Origin of the sequence: Paenibacillus pasadenensis DSM 19293 (assembly GCF_000422485.1) — a bacterium.
GTDB lineage: Bacteria > Bacillota > Bacilli > Paenibacillales > Paenibacillaceae > Paenibacillus_O > Paenibacillus_O pasadenensis.
The window spans coordinates 20,270-41,419 of the sequence record NZ_AULW01000045.1; the positions used below are offsets into that span (position 1 = coordinate 20,270).

Genomic DNA, 21,150 nt, shown 5'->3' on the forward strand with positions numbered 1-21,150 from the left:
CCTGCGAGCGCGGGGAAGCTTTTTTTTGCGGAGTCGAGCTCGCGTCCGGACAGGACGCCCTGCCGCAGGAGCCGTTATGTACGGCTGTGGAGCCTAGATGCCCATCCAGATCTTGACCATGAAGAAGTCGACGATGAGGAATACGAGCAGGCAAGCGGCCGTCCAGCCGATGGCGAAGATGTTCTTCTTCTTCTGCGCGACGAGACGCACCAGGCCGAGGGCGATGAGGATGGTGAAGATGACCATGAAGATGTCGAAGGTGTTGAACGTGCTGCTTGTTGCTTCTAGCTCTTCTGCTGCAAGGAACATGGGGTGCTAACCTCCCGGATTAAAGTGCTGGTTGAGACCGCTTCCGACCGGACGCGGCGCGAGCCTTCCGAGGCTTGGCGATCCCTCCTCGAAGGGGGGCCCCCTCTATGGCTACATATAAGACTATGGTATCTTTTAGGCGGACAGGATGCAAGATGTTTTCGCTCTGTAACCGCTTTGCCACAATTTTGTCACCATATAGGTTGCGACAGAGTCGATGTTCCTATTCCTGGCGTTTATAAAAAAAGCCGATCGCCTGCATCAGCAATCGTTATAGCAGGCATCGCGCGCGTTGTTCCCATTTCTACGCCGGTATGGTACGATCGGATTAGCATAATCACACCTTTTTTATCGGAATTGATGCAGGCACCACTAGACCGGGAGGTTCAAGATCATGGCTTACGAAACGCCCTGGATGAGCGATCCGTCCAAGCTGAATAAAATGGAGCTGTGGAAGATCGAGAAGGACGGCCTCGACGTCATCCGCACGATCATAGAGAAGTATGCGCTGGAAGGGTACGACTCCATTCCCGAGGACGATATGAACCGCTTCAAATGGGCCGGCGTCTACGAGCAGAAGCCGCGCGACGGCTACTTCATGATGCGCATCCGCATCAACTCCGGCGTGCTGACGTCGACGCAGGCGCGCGCGCTCGCCTCGATCGGCCGCGACTACGGCCGCGGGCTGATCGACGTGACGACGCGCCAGGCGATCCAGTACCACTGGCTGCGCATCGAGCACATGCCGGACATCTTCAAGCGTCTCGAGGAGGTCGGCCTGTACAGCTACGAGTCCTGCGGCGACTGCCCGCGCACGATCGTCGGCAACCCGCTGCAGGGCATCGACAAGGACGAGCTGATGGATACGACGGCGCTCGTGGAGGAAGTGAACGATTTCTTCCTCATGAACCGCGACTTTTCCAACCTGCCCCGCAAATACAAGATGTCCATCTCTGCCAACATCTACAACAACGCGCACGCGGAGATCAACGACCTGGCCTTCACCCCGGCGGTCAAGGAAATCGACGGCGAGGAAGTCATCGGCTTCCACGCCTGGGTCGGCGGCGGTCTGAGCGCCAAGCCCTACTTGGCCAAGGAGCTCGACATCTTCGTCCGTCCGGAGGAAGCGCTCAAGGTCGCCGTCGGCGTCACGACGCTGTTCCGCGACCATGGCTACCGCGAGAAGCGCCATCACGCGCGCCTCAAGTTCCTCGTGGCGGACTGGGGACCGGAGAAGTTCCAGGAAGAGCTGCTCAAGCTGATCGGCGACATGCCGTCCAAGGGCATCAGCAAGACGGTCGGCTGGCAGGCCGCTTACTTCGACGGCGTGCACAAGCAGAAGGACGGCCGCAACTACATCGGCCTCAACGTGCCGGTCGGCCGCACGAACTCGGATGAGCTGGAGCAGCTGTGCGACATCGCCGAGCAATACGGCGAGGGCAAGATCCGCACGACGATGTCCCAGAACATCATCATCACGGGCGTCAAGGACGAGGATCTGGAAGCCGCGCTGGCCGCTCCGGTGTTCCAGCGGCTGACGCCGGATCCGAAGCCGTTCATGAGCCGTACGGTCAGCTGCACCGGCAACGAGTTCTGCAACCTCGCCATCGTCGAGACCAAGGAGCGCGCCCGCCGCGTCGCCGAGTACCTGGACGAGAACGTGCAGCTCGACGAGAAGATCCGCATCCACTTCATCGGCTGCCCGAACGGCTGCGGCCAGAAGCATATCGCGGACATCGGCCTGCAAGGCTCGCTTGTCAAGACGCCGGAAGGCATGGTCGACGCGTTCGACATCGCCGTCGGCGGCATCCTCGGCCCGGGCGCCGTGCTGAACAAGCCGCTCAAGGGCCGCGTCAAGGGCGACGACGTGCCGGCCGTGCTTGCGGAGCTGATCGAGTTCTACAAGCAAGGCCGCGAAAGCGGCGAGACGTTCCATGCCTACGTCCTGCGCGTCGGCGTGCCGGCGTTCCAGGAGAAGCTGACCGAGCTGCTGGCGGCGAAGGCGGCCGGCTGAACGAATTCGTGTTGGAAATTGAGCTCGGCCCTTTCGAGGGCCGGGCTTTTTTGTCGTGGCAGGGTTGCTGCACGGCGTTGGGCTGTGTGGCGGAGTGCTGCATGGCGGACTGCTGCGTGCGGATTGCTGCGTGGCGGTTGCCGAAGACGATCAGTTTCAGGGGGGCACGTCCGCGAAAGCCGCTCCGAGGATGGAGACTCCTTCCGATTCCGCTGAAGCCCAGATTCCTCTGATCTCCCTTCCCGAAACGGAAGGAATCTGGCCTTCAAGGGAACCGCTGCCGCTTCTCCAGGAGCCCTCCATCCCCTCCGCTCCCCGCCTCTCTCCGCTAGCCAATCGGTTTTCGGACATTCCAGAGCATCCTGAGCCAGATGGCGTTGCAGTTGGTCAAAAGCTAACGACGCGTCAGACGCTTACAAGGCCATTTGGGCTCTATCCGCCCAGCTAACGATTTTTCAGATTGTTAGCCGCAGAAATCGACCCGTTTTCGGAGATATTCCGCCCCATTCTGCCGGCTAAGCGTCTGATTCGTCGTTAGCTTCCAGAAAGACAGGATATTGAGTTTCTAAGCCCACCAGCCGTCGTTAGAGCTTTGAATCTAAAATTGCCCGCTCAATCTGCAAAAGTCGGCGTGGAACAGCCGGCGTCGCCAGCGACCCGCAGGCGCCAGCTCGCTGCTCGCCAAAATGAAAAGCCTGCGCATCCATCCACAGGATGCGCAGGCTTTTAAAGCTGAGGCAGACCCAAATGCTCAGAGCTCCGGGCTGAGCGGAACCGCTGCTTGACAGCCGCAGCCGCCGGGGCCTTGGGCTGGCCGGGAGCCGGCAGCCCGCGCGCGGCACCCTGGAAGCCAGGCTCAGCCTGACGCCTCCCGCCCCCGGGGCTTTGGCTGTCCGGAAGCCGGCAGCTCGCGCGCCGCCGGGACTGGGGCTGTCCGGAAGCCGGCAGCTCGCGCCGCGCCCTGGAAGCCAGGCTCAGGCTGACGCCTCCCGGCCGCCGGGACTGGGCCGGCCGGCGTCAGGCGCCGCCGGAGCCCTTGGGCTTGCGGCCGCGCTTCTTGGGCGCGGCGGCGTCCGCGGCGTAGGCGGCGCTGCTCTCCGCCGCCAAGGAAGCTCCGCCAGGCGCGGAAGCGTCGCCGGCGGGCTTGCGCGGACGGCCGCGCTTGGCGCCGGCAGCCGCAGAGGCTGCGGCCGGCGCCGCCTCCGCCGCCGGCTCGGCCGCTGCGCCGACCTCGGCCGCGACTTGGAGCGCCTCCGCGCGGGCGCGCGCTTCCTGCGTGCGGGCGCGGTCGCGCTCGAGCACCGGCCCGAGGTATTTGCCCGTGTACGAGCCCTCGACCTGCACGAGCTGCTCCGGCGTGCCGGTGCCGACGATCATGCCGCCGCCGCTGCCGCCCTCGGGACCGAGGTCGATCAGGTAGTCGGCCGTCTTGATGACGTCGAGGCTATGCTCGATGACGAGCACGGACTCGCCGGAGTCGACGAGCCGGTGCAGGACGAGCAGCAGCCGGTCGACGTCGTCCATATGCAGGCCGGTCGTCGGCTCGTCGAGGATGTAGAACGTGCGGCCGGTGCTGCGGCGGTACAGCTCGGAAGCCAGCTTGACGCGCTGCGCCTCGCCGCCGGACAGCGTCGTCGCCGGCTGGCCCATGTTCATGTAGCCGAGGCCGACGTCGAGCAGCGTCTGCAGCTTGCGGTGGATCTTCGGCAGGTTGCGGAAGAAGTCGGTCGCATCCTCGATCGTCATGTCGAGCACGTCCGAGATGCTCTTGCCCTTGTACTTGACCTCCAGCGTCTCGCGGTTGTACCGCTTGCCCTTGCAGATCTCGCACGGGACGTAGACGTCCGGCAGGAAGTGCATCTCGATCTTGATGATGCCGTCCCCGCGGCAGGCCTCGCAGCGGCCGCCCTTGATGTTGAAGCTGAAGCGGCCCTTCTTGTAGCCGCGCACCTTGGCCTCGGTGGTCGAGGCGAACACGTCGCGGATGTCGTCGAACACGCCGGTGTACGTCGCCGGGTTGGAGCGCGGCGTGCGGCCGATCGGCGATTGGTCGATGTCGATGACCTTGTCCACCTGCTCGAGGCCGCGGATCTCCTTGTGCTCGCCGGGACGAACCTTGGCCCGGTTGAGGTCGCGGGCCAGCGTCTTGTACAGGATCTCGTTGACGAGCGTCGACTTGCCGGAGCCCGAGACGCCGGTGACGGCGGTGAACACGCCGATCGGAATCTTGACGTTGACGCCCCTCAGGTTGTTCTCGCGCGCGCCGCGGATTTCCAGCCACTTGTCCCCGACCGGACGGCGCTGCTCCGGCACGGCGATGAACTTGCGCCCGCTCAGGTACTGGCCGGTGAGCGAGTTCTCGTCGGCCATGACCTCCTGCGGCGTCCCCTGCGCGATGATGTGTCCGCCGTGGATGCCGGCGCCCGGCCCGATGTCGATGATGTAGTCGGCGGCGAGCATCGTATCCTCGTCATGCTCGACGACGATGAGCGTGTTGCCGAGGTTACGCATATGCTCCAGCGTGCCGATCAGCCGGTCGTTGTCGCGCTGGTGCAGGCCGATGCTCGGCTCGTCCAGGATGTAGAGGACGCCCATCAGGCTGGAGCCGATCTGCGTGGCGAGCCGGATGCGCTGCGCCTCTCCGCCGGACAGCGTGCCGGCCGCGCGGGCCATCGTCAGGTAGTTCAAGCCGACGTTGACGAGGAAGCCGAGCCGGCTGTTGATCTCCTTGAGGATCAGGTTGGAGATCATGCGGTCCTTCTCGCTCAGGTCGAGTCCCTCGAAAAAGTCCTTGGCATCGCCGATCGACAGCGAGGTCGCGTAGGCGATGTTCCGGCCGCCGACGGTGACGGCGAGGCTTTCCTTCTTGAGGCGATGGCCTTTGCAGGTGCCGCAAGGCTTGGCGCTCATGTACTCCTCGATGTACTCCCGCATCGAGTCGGACGCCGTATCGCGGTAGCGGCGGGCGAGGTTGTTGACGACGCCCTCGAACGGCACGTACGCCTCCTTGCGGAAGCCGAAGTCGTTCTCGTACTGGAAGCGGACCTTCTCCCCGCCGGTGCCGTACAGCAGCTTTTTCATCTGCTCGTCCGTCAGCTCGCGGACGGGAACGTCCAGCGGGATGCCGTAGTGCTTGCAGACGGACGCCATGAACTGAGGGTAGTAGTTGGACGTGCTGCCCGCCCACGCCTCGAAGGCGCCGCCGGCGATCGTCTTGGAGCTGTCGTGGATGAGCAGGTCCGGGTCGACGATCATTTTGGCGCCGAGCCCGTCGCAGTCGGGGCAGGCGCCGAACGGGCTGTTGAACGAGAACATGCGCGGCGACAGCTCGTCGATGCTGAAGCCGCATACCGGGCAGGCCAGATTGGAGCTGAACAGCAGCTCCTCCTGGTCGATGACGTCGACGATGACCTGTCCCTCGGACAGCTTGAGCGCCGTCTCGAGCGAGTCGGCCAGCCGGACGCGCACGTCGTCCTTGACGACGATCCGGTCGACGACGACCTCGATGCTGTGCTTCTTGTTCTTCTCGAGCTCGATGCTCTCGCTCAGTTCGCGCAGCTCGCCGTCCACGCGCACGCGCACGAAGCCCTGCTTCTGGATGTCCTGCAGCAGCTTGCTGTGCTCGCCCTTGCGTCCGCTGACGATCGGCGCGAGGACCTGCAGCCGCGTCCGCTCCGGATACTCCAGGATGCGGTCGACCATCTGCTCGACGGTCTGCGACGTGATCTCGATGCCGTGCTCCGGGCAGTGCGGCTTGCCGATGCGGGCGAACAGCAGGCGCAGATAGTCGTAGATCTCCGTCACCGTGCCGACGGTCGAGCGCGGGTTGCGGCTCGTCGTCTTCTGGTCGATGGAGATGGCGGGACTCAGCCCCTCGATGGAGTCGACGTCGGGCTTCTCCATCTGGCCGAGGAATTGCCGGGCATAGGCCGACAGCGACTCGACGTAGCGGCGCTGGCCTTCGGCGTAGATCGTGTCGAAGGCGAGCGACGACTTGCCGGAGCCGCTCAGGCCGGTCAGCACAACGAACTTGTCGCGCGGGATGGTGACGTCGATGTTTTTCAGGTTGTGGGCTCGGGCGCCCTTGATCTCGATCCGATCGCTTGCCACAGTGGGGTTCCTCCCTATCGAAAATGGAAGGCCCGGAACGCCCGGGCCTTACCTGTATCTATGCCGGGCCAAAACGCCTGCTCCGAATGTCGGGCGGGCCGCCTCAGCCTTCCTCCGCCCGCAGCTCGAGCAGCGCGTCGCGCAGCTCCGCCGCCCGCTCGAACTGCAGGCTCTTGGCCGCTTCCTTCATCTCCGCCTCCAGGCGGCCTATGACTTGCTGGCGCTCCTTCTTGGTCAGCTTGCCGCCGGAGATGCCGTCGAGCACGCCTGACTTGGACTCCGCCGACTTGGTCGCCTCGATCACCTCATGGATCCGCTTGCGGATCGTCTGCGGCGTGATGCCGTGCTTCTCGTTGTACGCCTCCTGGATGGCGCGGCGGCGCTGCGTCTCGGAAATCGCCCGCTCCATGGAGTCGGTGATCTTGTCGCCGTACATGATGACCCGCCCCTCGGAGTTGCGCGCCGCGCGGCCGATCGTCTGGATGAGCGAGCGCTCCGAGCGCAGGAAGCCTTCCTTGTCGGCGTCGAGGATCGCGACGAGCGACACCTCGGGCAGGTCGAGCCCTTCGCGCAGCAGGTTGATGCCGACGAGCACATGGAACGTGCCGACGCGCAGGTCGCGCAGGATCGCCATCCGCTCCAGCGTCTTGATGTCGGAGTGCAGGTAGCGCACCTTGATGCCGACTTCCTTGAAATAGTCGGTCAGGTCCTCGGACATCTTCTTGGTCAGGGTCGTGACGAGCACGCGCTCGTCCTTGGCGATGCAGTCGCGGATCTCGCCGAGCAGGTCGTCGATCTGGCCCTTGGTCGGGCGCACCTCGATGATCGGATCGAGCAGGCCGGTCGGTCGGATGATCTGCTGCACCGGCTCATGCGGCGACGTCTCCAGCTCGTACGGCCCCGGCGTCGCCGAGACGTAGATCGTCTGCTTGTCCTTGGCCTCGAACTCCTCGAACTTGAGCGGCCGGTTGTCCATCGCCGACGGCAGCCGGAAGCCGTGCTCCACGAGCACCTCCTTGCGCGCGCGGTCGCCGTTGTACATGGCGCGCACCTGCGGCAGCGTCACATGGGACTCGTCGATGACGATCAGCATGTCGTCGGGGAAATAGTCCATGAGCGTATACGGCGTGGCGCCGCGCTCGCGGAACGTGAGCGGCCCGGAGTAGTTCTCGATGCCGGAGCAGAAGCCCATCTCCTGCATCATCTCGATGTCGTAGCGCGTCCGCTGCTCCAGCCGCTGCGCCTCCAGCAGCTTGCCGTTCTCCCGCAGCTCGGCGAGCCGCTCCTCCAGCTCCCGCTCGATGTTGACGAGCGCGATCTTCATCTTGTCCTCGTGGGTGACGAAGTGGGACGCCGGGAAGATCGCGACATGGTCGCGCTCGCCGACGATCTCGCCGGTCAGCACGTCGATCTCCGTGATGCGCTCGATCTCGTCGCCGAACAGCTCGACGCGGATCGCCCGCTCGTTGTTCGCCACGGGAAAGATCTCGACGATGTCGCCGCGCACGCGGAACGTGCCGCGCACGAAGTTGATATCGTTGCGCTGGTACTGGATGTCGACGAGCTTGTGCAGGATCTCGTCGCGGCCCTTCTCCATGCCCTTGCGCAGCGACAGCACGAGGCTGCCGTACTCCGACGGCGAGCCGAGGCCGTAGATGCACGACACGCTGGCGACGATGATGACGTCGCGGCGCTCGAACAGCGAGCTGGTCGCGGAGTGGCGCAGCTTGTCGATCTCGTCGTTGATGCTGGAATCCTTCTCGATGTAGGTGTCGGTCGACGGGAGGTAGGCTTCGGGCTGGTAGTAGTCGTAGTAGCTGACGAAGTAGGAGACGGCGTTGTCGGGGAAGAACTCCTGGAACTCGCTGCACAGCTGCGCCGCGAGCGTCTTGTTGTGGGCGATGACGAGCGTCGGCCGGTTCAGCTGCGCGATCGTGTTGGCGATCGTGTAGGTTTTGCCCGTGCCGGTCGCTCCGAGCAGGATCTGATGCTTGCGTCCCTCGCGGACGCCCTCGACGAGCCGGCTGATCGCGCCCGGCTGGTCGCCCTGCGGCGTGTAGTCGGACTTCAGCTGGAAAAGCTTGGGCTGCTGAGCCTTCTCGGCCATAGGCATGGCTCACCTCTTCCTCGATGAATGACGCGGAAGTCCTGGTCCCAAAGTCCCGGTTCCGCGAATGAAATCTATTATTATATGAGTAAATCCCTATTTATCTGTATGCCCAAAACGGCCGATAAATAAGAGGAATCGTCTCGAATCCGCAGGCGGGACCTCGATAAGAATGTCTGTTCCCGTCCCTCATTATACCGGGTAGAAAACCCGCTTGCAATAAGGCGAGACAGCTTTGCCAACAACTGGCGCCCGGCAGCTCTCCTGCACACGGGAGAGCGCATCCTTTTTTATACGACAATAGCGGGAGCGTGAACCATCGCATGGACTTGACGACTGTCATCGGCATCATCGCCGGCATCGCGGCCCTGCTCGGAGGGTATCTGTGGGAAGGAGGAGAAGCCCACGGCCTCGTGGAGAAGACGGCGATCCTGATCGTCTTCGGCGGCACGTTCGCGGCCGTCGCCGTCAGCTTTCCCGCCGCCCGGCTGCGCACGATTCCGGCGGCGCTGCGGCTCGCGTTCCGCAAGGACCGCAACACCGACCGGGAAATCATCGAGCGCCTCGTCGAAATGGCGACGATCGCGCGCCGCGGCGGCGTGCTGGCGCTGGAGACGCATGCCGGCAAGGAGGACGAGCGCTTCCTGCGCGACGGCGTGCTCATGGTCGTGGACGGCACCGATCCCGACCTGACGCGCGAGATTCTCGAGCTCGAGATCGCGGCGCAGGAGCGGAGCCACGAGCAGCAGGCCAAAATCTTCGAGAGCGCCGGCGGCTACGCGCCGACGATGGGCATCATCGGCACCGTCATGGGGCTGATCAACGTGCTCGGCGACCTGCATGATCCCGGCTCGCTCGGCTCCTCGATCGCGGTCGCCTTCTCGGCCACGCTGTACGGCGTCGCCTCGGCGAACGTGCTCTATCTGCCCCTCGCCTCCAAGATCAAGACGCGCAGCCAGGAGCGGATCCTGCGCATGGAGATGATGATGGAGGGCATTCTCGGCCTGCAGGCCGGCGACAACCCGCAGCTCATCCGCAAGAAGCTGCAGTCGTTCGTCGTCGTCGACGAGCCGCTGCGGCGGGCGGCGCGGCCGGCGCAGGGCAAGGCGGACGGAAAGGCGGAAGAAAATGCGGCGCAGGCGTAGCCGCAGGGGCGGCCAGGGCGCGGAGCCCGAAAACCACGAGCGCTGGCTCATCACCTATTCCGACCTGATCACGCTGCTGCTCATCTTTTTCGTCGTGCTGTACGCGATGAGCCAGCTGGACGTGAAGAAGTACGAGGTGCTGGCGCAGTCGCTGCAGCTCCAGTTCGCCAAGTCCGACTCCGTCATCGAAGGCGGCAAGGGGCTGACGGGCGAGCTGCTCGCTGGCGGAACGACTCCCGTGCCGTCCCATAGCGCCAAGCCGCGCGCCTCCGAGTCGCCCCAGCAGCAGCTGAAGCGGCTGCAGGAGGAAGAGCTGCAGAACCTGCTCAAGCTCATCCAGACGTACATCCGGGAGCATAAGCTGCAGGACAAGGTGACGGTCGCCGACACGCCCAAGGGCATCGCCATCCGGCTCAACGACCTGTTCCTGTTCGATCTCGGCAAGGCGAAGCTGAAGCCGGAGGCGACGCCGGTGCTGGACCGCCTGTCGACGCTGTTCCGCTCGCTCGGCAACACGGTCAGCGTCGAGGGCCATACGGACAACCTGCCGATCGGAGCCGGCGGGCAGTACGGCGACAACTGGGAGCTGTCGGCCGCCCGCTCGCTGTCGGTGCTGCACTATTTCATCGGTACGAGCAAGCTCGCCCCGGACAAGTTCGAGATCGCCGGCTACGCGGACACGCGGCCGGTCACCTCCAACGCCACCGAGGCGGGACGTTCCAAAAACCGCCGCGTCGAGATCACCGTGCTGCGCGCGAGCGCGGACGCGGGCGGCAGCTGAGTCCCTTTTCATCCAAACAAGCCCCGAGGGAGCGATCCGTTCGCTCCCTCGGGGCTTGTTTTTGTGCCGGCAGGCGGCGGATGGGACGGACCGCGCTCAGGCGTCGCCGAAGCGCTCGATCGCGGAGATCGCCGCGAACGCGCTCAGCAGGCCGAGCAGGCACAGCGCGGCTGTCGTCAGGACGGGATCGAGCGAGAGGCCGAGGAGCGGGGAAAGATTTTGGAACTGCGCCAGGAAGATGGCGATCAGCACGGCGGGAATCGTCGCCCTTTTCCAGACGCCGAACACGAACAGCGGGATGTGGCTGATGACGGCGACCGCGGCGGAATGAAGGACAGCCTTCGCCACATAGCCGGCCACGGCGCCCGTCGTGAGCTCCTCGCCGATGAAGCCGAAGCTTTCGTCGAGCAGGAGCGTCGAGACGCCGACCAGCACGAACGACAGCAGCGTGCCGGCGAAGACGAGCAGCGAGATGAGCAGCGCCTTGGCCAGGAACAGCCGGCGGCGGGGGATCGGATAGCCGTAGGACAGCGAGATCGTCCGGTTGCGGAACTCGTCGATGACGACCTGGTTGATGAGCGACGCTCCGAACAGCACGTACGAAAGATGCATCGAGACGATCAGCCCCGTAATCGTGGCGTAGTCCTGGCCGAAGTCCGCGTTGACCGAACGGGCGAACAGCATCGGCAGGAACAGCATCACCGCCACATAGACGGCGTACTCGCCGACGATGTTCAGCCGCTTCAGCTTTCTCCATTCGAGCTTCATCAAGTTAGCCAATGCGATCGCCCCCCGTGATCTGGTGATAGAAATAATCCTCCAGCGTGCCGACATGCTTCTGGATGCCCTCGATCTCGACGTCATGCAGCACGAGCATCCGCGAGATCTCGCTCTGGGAGCGGCTCAGGTCGTAGACGCGCAGCCTGCCTCCGCCCAGCAGCTTCAGGCTCGCGATGCCGAGCTCATGCTCCAGCAGATAGGCGGCCCGCTCGGCCTGCGGAGTCGCGATCTCGATATAATCGGTGCGCTGCTTGGCGATGTCCTCGAGGCTCATCTCCGTCGTCAGCCGTCCCTCCGAGACGACGCCGATCCGGTCCGCGACCTGCTCGATCTCGCTCAGGATGTGGCTGGACACGAGGAAGGTGATGCCGTAATCCTGGTTGAGCATCCGCACCAGATCGCGCATGTCCTTGATGCCGACCGGGTCCAAGCCGTTCGTCGGCTCGTCGAGGATGATCAGCTCCGGCTTCGTTATGACCGCGCGGGCGATGCCCAGGCGCTGCTTCATGCCGAGCGAGAACTCCTTCACCGGCCTCGCTCCGGCGTCCTTCAGCCGCACGAGCTCCAGCGCCTGCGCGATCGCCTGCTCGTCGTAGAATCCGAGATATTCGGCATGCAGCCGCAGGTTGTCGATCGCACCCATATGTTCGAAGAATACCGGATACTCGATGATGCTGCCGACGCGGCTCAGCGCCGACTTGGAGCTTGGCGTCAGCCGCTGGCCGAACAGCGAGATCTCGCCCGCGGTCGGAGCGATATGCCCCGCCAGCATCTTCATGATCGTCGTCTTGCCGGCGCCGTTCTGCCCGAGCAGGCCGTACACCTCGCCTTGGCGGATGCGCAGCTCCACGTCCGCGACCAGCTTCCTTCCCTTGACCGTCCGGCTCAAGCCCGTCGTATGGACGATGTCCTTCATCTTGCCCCGCCTCCTCGTCTGCTTCCTTGCTTCTGATCTCATCTTAGTCAGGAGAGATGTCTTATTCCTGTCTGGATCCTGACAAGTTTCTTACGTTTGCGGATCAGAAGCTCAGCTTCGGAAACGAGACGACGAACGAGGTCCGCTCATAGGGCACGCTGCGCAGCGAGATCGAGCCGCCCATCGCCTCGGCCAGCCGCTTCGTGATGCTGAGCCCGAGCCCGCTCCCCTGAAAGCGCGGGTTGCGGGAGTCGTCGAGCGTGTACAGCCGCTCGAACACGCGGTCGTGGTGGACTTCGGCGATGCCCCGTCCGCGGTCCCACACCTCGATCTCCACCGTCTCGCCGCGGTCGCGGAGCGTCAGGCCGAGCGCCTTTCCCTCGCCGCCGTAGCGGATCGCGTTGGAGATGAGGTTGCGGAGGATGCGCCCCAGCGCCTCCTCGTTGCCGAGCATATGGAGAGGCTCGTCCGGAATGTCGAGCTCCACCTCGAACCGGCCGGACTCGAGCAGCTCGTAGAACTCCAGCACGTTCCGCCGGCAGAGCTCGTTCAGCGCCAGCTTGGCCTTGGGCATCGCGTAATCGTCCGAGTCCATCTTGGCGAGGTCGAAAAAGCGGTTCATCAGGTCGATCAGGGACAGCACCTTCGCCTGCAGCGCCTCCACCGTCCGCTCCCGCTCGGCGGCGTCCAGCTCCTCCCCGCGCCGCAGCTTCTCCGTGTAGCCGAGCAGCACCGCCAGCGGCGTCTTCAGGTCATGCGACATGTTGGAGATCATCCTGCGGGAGCTTTCCTTGGAACGGGAAAACTCCGCCGCCGTCCGCTGACCGCGGTCCAGCAGGCGGTTGAGCTGCAGCAGCAGCCGGCGCAGCTCGGCGCGCTCGGTCCGCAGCAGCACCTTTTCGGCGCTGCCGCTCCGCAGGATCTTCTCCAGCCTGCGGCCAATCTCGTCCGCATCGCGGCGTTCCCGTCGGCGCGCGGCGTACAGATAGGCGCAGGCTGCGGCCAAGGCCGCGCAAGCGAAGGCGAGCGCGACCGCCGCCGTCATGGCCGCTCTCCCAGCTTGTAGCCGATGCCCCAGACCGTGCGGATGAAGACGGGGCTGGAAGGATCCTCTTCGATCTTCTCGCGGAGGCGCCGGACATGCACGTTGATGACGTTCTCGTTGCCGTAGTAGTCCTCTTCCCAGATGGACTGGTAGATCTGCTCCTTGGTGAACACGCGGCTCGGGTACGTCAGGAACAGCTTGAGCAACTGGAACTCCTTGGCCGTCAGCTGCGCCGACCGCTCCCCGATCCGGACCGAGTAGGTGTCCAGATCGAGCTCCAGCTCCCCGTGCCGAAGCGCCTTCGGCGCGGAGACGGGAGTGGCCGCCGGCGCGCCCGCGTAGCGGGTCGCCCGGCGGATGGCGGCCTGCACCCTCGCGGTCAGCTCGATCATGGAGAACGGCTTGCTCAAGTAATCGTCGGCGCCGAGGCCGAGGCAGAGCGCTTTGTCGAGATCGCTGTCCTTGGCAGAGAGGATGAGCACCGGCACGAGGCTCGTCTCCCGCAGCGCTCGCAGCACCTCCATGCCGCTCCGCTTCGGCAGCATCAGATCGAGCAGCACGAGGTCGAACTCGCGGCTCGCCAGCTGGGCGAGCGCCTCCTCCCCGTCCAGCGCGGCCTGCACCTCGCAGCCTTCCCGCTCCAGATGCTCCGCTACCAGCCCGCTGATCTCCTCGTCGTCCTCGACGAGCAGAATGCGCGTCGTCATGACTTCCTCTCCTTTCATTCGCGCTTGGCGATGACGGTCCCATCCGGCCAGGGCGGATTTCACCCCTGCCTTCCGCGCGTGGTATACTCCTTAACAAGTGAACGATTCGGCAAGCGAAAGGATGATACACCGAATGGACTCCCTGCACATCCGCTCCCGCAGCGGCACGCTTCAAGGCATCCGCGCGAACGGGACGCGCGCGTGGAAAGGCATCCCGTTCGCGCAGCCGCCAGTCGGCGATCGGCGCTTCCGCCGGCCGCTCCCGCCCCAGCCGTGGGCAGGCGTGCGCGACGCCTCGCAGCCGGGGCCGCTCGCCCCGCAGCCGATCGACCCGACCGGCGGCTCGTTCGGCATCCCGCGCACCGGCATCCCGCAGTCGGAGGACTGCCTCTATCTGAACGTCTGGGCGCCGGAGGAGCCGTCCGCCGAGCCGCTGCCCGTCATGGTGTGGATCCATGGCGGCTCGTTCGTCACCGGCGGCGGCGGGCTGCCGGTCTACGACGGCGCGAGCCTCGCCCGCCGCGGCGGACTGATCGTCGTCAGCATCAGCTACCGGCTCGGCGCGCTCGGCTTTCTCCACCTGGGGCCGCATGCGGACGAGTCCGATCCCGACGGCTACGTCAGCAACGCCGGCCTGCTCGACCAGATCGCCGCGCTGCAATGGGTGCAGGCCGACATCGGCGCCTTCGGCGGCGATCCGTCCCGCGTCACCGTGTTCGGCGAGTCCGCCGGCGCGATGAGCATCGCCGCGCTGCTGGCGATGCCTGCCGCCAAAGGGCTGTTCGCCCGCGCCATCCTGCAAAGCGGCGCTTCCCAGGCGCTGCCCGACAAGCAGGGCCGCGTGCTGGCCCAGGCCTACTTGGACATGCTCGGCGCGCAATCGCCGGAGCAGCTCGCCGGCCTGACGGCGGAAGAGCTGCAGCAGGCGGCCGACCGGCTCAAGCGCGCGGCGGGCGAGAGCGCGATCATGCTGTTCCAGCCGGTCGTCGACGGCCGGACACTGCCGGCTCCGCCGGTGGAGGCGGTCGCGGCCGGCTCGGCGGCCGGCGTCGACCTGATCGTCGGCATCAACCGGCATGAAGGCGCGCTGTTCGTGCGGCCGGGCATGAAGCTGCTCTCGGACGAGCAGAACGCGCGCGCCTACGTCGCCGTCACCGGCGCGCCGGAGGCGGCCGGCTGGGTGCTCGACTATCCGCGCACGACCGAAGGCCAGCAGCAGGCGATGACCGACCTGTTCTTCCTCCGCTCGGCGCTGCAGCTGGCGGAGGCTCAGCTACGCTACGGACGCGTCTGGTTTTACCGCTACGACTTCGTCTCGCCCGGCCATCCCGTGCTGCAGACGGCGTTCCATGCGGCGGAGGTCCCGTTCGTGCTCGGCAACCTGGAGCTGCTGCGCGAGCATGGCTGGACGATCGACGAGCGCATGGAGCGCGTGTCGGCGGCCGCCATGGACGCCTGGCTCGCATTCGCCCGCAGCGGCAGCCCCGCGACGGCGGAGCTGGACTGGCCGGCGTACGAGGCGGAGCGCCGCGCGGTCATGCTGCTCGACGCCGACAGCCGCGTCGCGCTCGATCCGGAGCCGGACAAGCGGGCGCGGCTGACGGGACGGAGCTAGGCAGAGCCCGATCCATAACATTCCGAAGGGACGCTCAAGCGTCCCTTTTTCCGTTTCTGGCGATCCGCACCAGCTCGCCGTCCATGCCTGCTCCCCCTCCAGGTCGTGATGGCAAACTCGCCCGCACCGTCAGTACACGTAACGCTCCAGCAGCTCATTGCGGAACTTGCGCTCCGGGTCCTGCCGCAGCAGCAGCCGCTGGAAATCGGGCAGCCGCTCGTACTGCTCCCGCACCTCCGCGGGCGGCAGCGCGAACAGCTTGGCCCAGTGCGGCCGCGCGCCGAACGGGCGCAGCGCCGACTCGAGCTCGGGCAGCAGCCGGGCGACCGCTTCGCCGAGCGGCTTCCAGGTGAAGTGGATGCCGACGGAATCGCGGCCGTGGCAAGGGCTCATCCACAGGCGGTCCGCCGCGATCGTGCGCACCTCCGAGATGAACAGCAGCGGCGCGATCCGCTCGCGCAGGCGGCCAAGCGCCTGCAGCGCCTCCAGCGCCCGCTCCCGGGGCACGAAATACTCCGTCTGCAGCTCCTCGCCCGCGCTTGGGGTGAAGTCCATGCGAAAATGCGGCAGCCGCTCATGCCAAGGACCGACGGCGCCGAGCTGGCCGCTGCACACCTCGCCCGAGTGGCCCGGCACCGGATGGCGCGGCCCGCCCGCCGGCGCCGCGCCGTGGAAAGGCTCGGCCGGATCGAGCGTCTCGGAATCGCCGACGCGGTGCTTGATCCACACCTGGTTGATCGCGGAGGAGGTCCAGTCGGTGAACAGGCTGACGCTGTACGCCGCGGAGAGGATCTCGTCGAAGGCCGCCTCCAGCCGCTCGGCCGGCAGGTCCTCGTACACGCGCTGGCTCATCTCGAACGCGGGCACGACGTCGAGCGTCAGGCGGGCGACGACGCCAAGTCCGCCGAGGCCGACGACCGCGCCCTCGAATGCGGCGTCCTCCCGCGTCAGCCGCTGCAGCGCGCCGTCGGCCGCGATCAGCTCCAGCCCGCGCACCGCCGTCGCCAGATTGCCGTGCCGCACTCCCGAGCCATGCGTCGCCGTGGCGACCGCGCCGGCCACGGAGATATGCGGCAGCGAGGCCAGATTATGCAGCGCGAAGCCTGCGGCATCGAGCTGGCGCGCCAGATCGCCGTAGCGGATGCCGCCCTCGACCGTCACCGTCCGGCGCTCGGCGTCAAGCGACACGAGCCGGTTCAGCTTTTCTATGGAGATCAGGCTGCCGGCCGTATCGGCGATGCCGTTGAACGAATGCCGGGAGCCGAGCGCCTTCACCCTCGGACTGCGGGCGACCATGTCCCGCGCCTCCTCCACGCTCTCCGGCACGAGCAGCTCCGCCGCTCCGTACGTATAGTTCCCTGCCCAGTTGCGCTCTTTCGCCATCTTCCATCCACGTCCTCTCGGTTGAGTCCTGCTGATCGGTACTACTTCGGCTCTCTTCGACGGAATCCCTACCGGCCCCCGAAAAGAGCGCCGCGCCTGCGGGCTCTGCCGGAGCCGATTTCGCAGAATTGTATAGAAACCCCTCGTTTGTACACACGCAAAATGTCGCGATCGTGCACAGATCAACGATCCGATCACTGTTGAAGTCATATCGCACAAGCTATAATGAAGGTCATTCCGGCATCGAGTCGCGGGAAACAGCAAGGGGGGTCCGCTATGCGATTGAATCGAATCCGACGGAGCGATCAGCTCTACGTCAAGCTGCTGATCGGCATCACGCTGTGCATCGTGGTCGCCATCTTCGTCAGCTCTTCCATTTATTACATCACATTTGCCCGAATTCTGCAGAACGACGCGTTCGAGTCCAACCTCGCGAACTTGCGCGATACGAGCAGGACCGTCGCCAAGACGACAGACAACGCGCAGACGCTCGCCTTTCAAATCTATCGCAACAGCGCCATCTCCAAGCTGCTGTACTACAGCAAGCCCAATCCTTTCGATACGCAAGCGGCGATGATCGATCTGAGCAACTACTTGACGACCATGCCCTTCATCCATTCGATCTACGTCTATAATCCGGCCTCCGGCCTCTACTACATCACGAGCCAGAACGGACAGAAAGGAATCGTGCCGGAGCATCTGCTCAAGGACAAGAGCATCGCTCAGATCCTGAAAAACTACGAGGACTACCAGCCGTTCGCCCCGGTGCCGCGGATCATCGCGGCCAGCGACCGCAGCATGGAGGAGACCAGCGTCTACTCCTATCTGTGCTACGACGCGATCGGAACGAGCCAGACGATCAACTCGGCCGTCATCGTCAACATATCCGCATCCTGGATCAATCAGGAGCTCGGCCAGCATCTGTCCGGCAACGACCAGACGCTCTATATCGACGATCACGGCAAGGTGCTGTCGGCTCGCGACCTGCGGCCTGTACCGCTCGGCGACTCGGATCGGACCTTGATCGGACAGCTGGTGGAAAAGGAGGAGCTCGGCTACCGCGTCACCCGCTTCGAAGGCGAAAAATCGCTCGTCACCTATACCGCGCCGGATGCGTTCAACTGGCAGTACGTCCGCGTCACGCCTTACAGCGAAATTACGAAGAAGCTGAGCGGCATCGGCTGGACGACGCTGCTCATCGCCTGCATCGTGCTTGCCGTCGGGATCTGCCTCGCCTGGCTCGTATCCAAGTTCCTCTACGTCCCGATCGACAAGATCAAAAACCGGATGAAGGATCTGGAGTCGGAGAAGCGCAACAGCAGCTATACGCTCCGGCAAAATACGATGCGCAAGCTCATCCAGATCCAGGAGTTCAACGCCGACCTGCAGGCGGAGAAGCTGAAGAAAATGGGCATCTCCTTCGATTTCACCAAGCCTTACCGTCTCGCCTATTTGCGGATCGACCGGTTCGATGAGCTGAAGGAGATGAACCCGAAGGATCTGCTGACGTACAAGTTCGCCATCATGAATATCGCGACGGAAATCTGCTCCAGGCAGTATATCGTGGACTCCATCGACTTGGACGAGGACAGCATGCTGATGCTGATCAATACGTTCGAGGACCAGCCCTTCGACTGGAGCGAGCATGAGCTCATGCTCAAGGACATCCAGAACGCCTGCATGGAGTATATCCGGATCGGGCTTACGATCGCCTTGACGCCGGTATCCAGCAACCCGCATGAGCTCCACGATCGGTTCAAGCTGGCCAAAGAGGCTTCCAACCAGCGCTTCTTTGCCGGAAGAGGCGCGATCATCGAGGCCGACCTGCTTCAATCGGAGGCGAAATACTGCTTCCCGATCGGCAAAGAGAAGCGGATGATCGAAGCGCTGGCGGGAGGCAAGACCGAGGAAGCGAAAGCGCTGTTCGACGCCATCATGCAGGAGACGGTGCCCTACTCGTTCCCGGTCGCGCACTCCGCGGCGACGCATCTGTCCGTCACGCTCGACAACATGCTCATGGAGATCGAGCGGAACGGCTCGCTTCCGCTCGGTCTCGGCGAGCTCGTCATTCCGCGCATCGAGCGCTACGAGACGCTGGAGGAGATGACGGAGGCGTTCCATCGGTTCTTCGACCAGCTGAAGACGAAGCTCGTGGAGAAGCGCAGCAGCAAGCAGGACGACCTCATCCGCAAAATCAACGACATCATCCAGAGCCGGTTCCATGAGCCGAACCTGAGCCTCAACTATGTGGCCGAGGAGCTGAAGATGTCGACCTACCATATCAGCCGCGTCTACCGCCAGCAGACGATGTCCACCATCGTCGATACGATCAATGCGGTCCGCATCGAAAAGGCCAAGGAACTTCTGCTGGCGACGGAGCTGTCGATCGCCGACATCTCGGAAAGGACGGGCTATACGAACAGCTCGTACTTCCACCGCATCTTCAAGAAAGGAATCGGCGTCACTCCGACGGAGTTCCGGAAATCGGGCCGCGGATCGGCGGAGTAACGACAAAGCGTCGGCAACGGATGGCAGGACCATCCGTTGCCGACGCTCTTTTTTTGATCAGGCTGGGGGAGCCGGGCGCTTCGCTCTTACTGAATGCCCTTCTCCGTCAGGTAAGCCAGCCATTGCTTCTTGTAGGAATCCTGGATCTTTTGCAGTCCGGCCTGGTTCGCCTTGCTCATGAAGGTTTTGAGGCCCTCTTCCACGTTCTCGACCTGGCCTGCGAGCAGCGGAAGCAGGTATTGCTTCATGACTTGCTCCATCGCCGCGCGCTCCGATTGATACTCCGTATAGTCCTCGGCGAATCCGGTATAGATATCCGGCTTCTGGATTTTGTCCAGCTCGTCGAAAATCTTCTTCACGCCGTCATAGCTAGGCTCGAACAGCATGTATTCCGGATTGCGCCAAGCCCATCCGTTCATGCCCTCGCGCGGGAAGCCGTTCGTGTTGGAGTCGCCGAGCATTTTGTAGTAGCCGTCTTGGACCGTATAGTTCACGCCTTCGACGCCGTATTGAGTCAGCAGGTTGTAGCGCTTGTCGGTGACCATCTTCTCGTAGAACGCCAGCGCGCGCTCCGGATTTTTGCTGCTCTCCGGAATGGCGAAGCCGTTATGGATCGGATGGACCGGAGTCGCGTAGCCGTTCGTCACGCCGTATGGCGTATAGCCGAGCTCCCAGTCCGGATGAAGCGATTTCATGGTTTCCATCGTCGCATTGAAGCGGGTCGGGTTGTCGCCCATGATGGCGGCCGTCGATCCGTTGGAGAGCTTGTCTTGGATCGTCTCGGTCTCGTTCAGCTCGTTTTTGGAGAAGTAGCCTTTCTCCGCCCAGCTCCGGAACCGCTTCAGATCCTCAAGATGCTCCGCCGAGCCCCAGTACGGCATGATTTCCGCAGGCTTGTCATACGTGGCGCGCATGCCGTTGAGCATCGGGCCGACGTTTCTTCTCTCGATGTCCAGATACATGAGAGCAAGGCTGTTGATGATGTCCGCGCCGAACGAGACCGGCTGGAGCTTCGGCTCGTTTTGCTTGATTCCTTCGAGATAAGCCTCGAACGTATCGATGTCGACCGGCGTCGGCAGATTGTATTTCTTGCGCAGATCCTCGCGCCATACGAAGCCGTTCGTGACGTACTCCTTGTATGTCGCCGGCACCGTGTAGATGCTGCCGTCGATCTTGACCGCTTCCCACATGTCCTGCGGGACGAACTTCTGCAAAGTCGGCGCGGCGACGGGCAGCAGCTCATCCAGCGGCTTGAACGCTTTTTTCTTGGCGTATTGCTGATACTGCGTCCAATCCGCCGTGAAGATCAGGTCGACGTTCTGTCCGGTCGAGAGCAGCAGCTTGTACTTCTGATCCCAGTCGGTCCAGGTCGTATAGTTGAACTTGACGGTAGCATTCAGGTCTTCAAGCGCCATCTTGTTGATCTGCTCTTCGATTTTCGGGAGATCCTTCGGAGCGTTGCCAAGCATGTAGAACTGCAGCTGGACCTTCTTGGACGTATCGATGCCGGCGGGCTCGGCTCCTGCATTCGAAGCCCCATCATTGGCGGCGCTGCCGCTGTTCGCCGCATTGGCGGCGCCGTTGTTCGCTGCATTGCTGCCGCCGTTGTTGTTGCCGCATGCCGTGAAGATCGACATCGACATGACGGTCGTGAGAAGAAGGCCAACCGCTTTTTTTCTTTTGCTTCCCATTTGAATCCTCCCTTTTCGTGTCACTCTTTTATGTCAGCT

13 protein-coding genes and 1 pseudogene are annotated in these 21,150 nt (G+C 63.9%); 5 read left to right on the forward strand and 9 right to left on the reverse strand.

The features are described 5' to 3' along the window. Window positions 1-93 precede the first annotated feature (93 nt). Complete coding sequence (locus H582_RS0106830) at window positions 94-309, reverse strand: hypothetical protein (protein WP_028597942.1); 216 nt, start codon at window positions 307-309, stop codon at window positions 94-96. A 394-nt stretch (window positions 310-703) separates the two neighbouring features. Between H582_RS0106830 and H582_RS0106835 the strand changes: the two genes are divergently transcribed. Next, window positions 704-2,323 (forward strand): nitrite/sulfite reductase, encoded by a 1,620-nt coding sequence (locus H582_RS0106835; RefSeq protein ID WP_028597943.1) that lies wholly within the window; start codon window positions 704-706, stop codon window positions 2,321-2,323. Window positions 2,324-3,595: 1,272 nt separating this feature from the next. Here the strand turns inward: H582_RS0106835 and uvrA are convergent. Both uvrA and uvrB read right to left on the reverse strand, forming a co-directional pair. Next, window positions 3,596-6,433, reverse strand: a pseudogene (uvrA, locus tag H582_RS26360) (excinuclease ABC subunit UvrA); the annotation flags it as partial. A 103-nt stretch (window positions 6,434-6,536) separates the two neighbouring features. Then, window positions 6,537-8,540: an excinuclease ABC subunit UvrB gene (gene uvrB, locus H582_RS0106845; protein WP_028597944.1), complete on the reverse strand. Its 2,004-nt coding sequence runs from the start codon at window positions 8,538-8,540 to the stop codon at window positions 6,537-6,539. Between the two features lie 323 nt (window positions 8,541-8,863). Between uvrB and H582_RS26365 the strand changes: the two genes are divergently transcribed. Both H582_RS26365 and H582_RS0106855 read left to right on the forward strand, forming a co-directional pair. After that, the gene (locus H582_RS26365; protein ID WP_052333034.1) at window positions 8,864-9,685 is read left to right on the forward strand and encodes a flagellar motor protein; all 822 of its coding nucleotides are present in this window, start codon (window positions 8,864-8,866) and stop codon (window positions 9,683-9,685) included. Beyond that, window positions 9,669-10,466, forward strand: coding sequence for a flagellar motor protein MotB (locus H582_RS0106855; protein WP_028597945.1), 798 nt, complete (start codon window positions 9,669-9,671; stop codon window positions 10,464-10,466). Before H582_RS26365 ends, H582_RS0106855 begins: the two co-directional genes overlap by 17 nt. 96 nt (window positions 10,467-10,562) lie before the next feature. Here the strand turns inward: H582_RS0106855 and H582_RS0106860 are convergent, their stop codons facing one another. The 4 genes from H582_RS0106860 to H582_RS0106875 all read right to left on the reverse strand — a co-directional run bounded on the left by H582_RS0106860 (window position 10,563) and on the right by H582_RS0106875 (window position 13,914). Next, window positions 10,563-11,246 (reverse strand): ABC transporter permease, encoded by a 684-nt coding sequence (locus H582_RS0106860; RefSeq protein ID WP_028597946.1) that lies wholly within the window; start codon window positions 11,244-11,246, stop codon window positions 10,563-10,565. Further along, a complete protein-coding gene (locus tag H582_RS0106865) occupies window positions 11,239-12,162 on the reverse strand; it encodes an ATP-binding cassette domain-containing protein (protein ID WP_028597947.1) in 924 nt (307 codons plus the stop codon). The genes H582_RS0106860 and H582_RS0106865 overlap by 8 nt, the downstream gene beginning before the upstream one ends. Before the next feature lie 103 nt (window positions 12,163-12,265). Next, window positions 12,266-13,207: a sensor histidine kinase gene (locus H582_RS0106870; protein WP_043111032.1), complete on the reverse strand. Its 942-nt coding sequence runs from the start codon at window positions 13,205-13,207 to the stop codon at window positions 12,266-12,268. Beyond that, a complete protein-coding gene (locus H582_RS0106875) occupies window positions 13,204-13,914 on the reverse strand; it encodes a response regulator transcription factor (protein WP_028597949.1) in 711 nt (236 codons plus the stop codon). The genes H582_RS0106870 and H582_RS0106875 overlap by 4 nt, the downstream gene beginning before the upstream one ends. A 133-nt stretch (window positions 13,915-14,047) precedes the next feature. Here H582_RS0106875 and H582_RS0106880 point away from each other — a divergent pair, with 133 nt between their 5' ends. Beyond that, on the forward strand, window positions 14,048-15,529 hold the full coding sequence (locus tag H582_RS0106880; RefSeq protein ID WP_028597950.1) for a carboxylesterase/lipase family protein: 1,482 nt from the start codon (window positions 14,048-14,050) through the stop codon (window positions 15,527-15,529). A 129-nt stretch (window positions 15,530-15,658) separates the two neighbouring features. Here H582_RS0106880 and H582_RS0106885 read toward each other — a convergent pair whose 3' ends face one another. Then, window positions 15,659-16,912: an FAD-binding protein gene (locus H582_RS0106885; RefSeq protein WP_028597951.1), complete on the reverse strand. Its 1,254-nt coding sequence runs from the start codon at window positions 16,910-16,912 to the stop codon at window positions 15,659-15,661. A 276-nt stretch (window positions 16,913-17,188) separates the two neighbouring features. Here H582_RS0106885 and H582_RS0106890 point away from each other — a divergent pair, with 276 nt between their 5' ends. After that, a complete protein-coding gene (locus tag H582_RS0106890; protein WP_164820172.1) occupies window positions 17,189-19,420 on the forward strand; it encodes an AraC family transcriptional regulator in 2,232 nt (743 codons plus the stop codon). Window positions 19,421-19,506: 86 nt separating this feature from the next. Here the strand turns inward: H582_RS0106890 and H582_RS0106895 are convergent, their stop codons facing one another. After that, entirely contained in the window at window positions 19,507-21,117 is a 1,611-nt protein-coding gene (locus H582_RS0106895; RefSeq protein ID WP_373864128.1) for an extracellular solute-binding protein, read from the reverse strand. Between the last annotated feature and the right edge of the window lie 33 nt (window positions 21,118-21,150).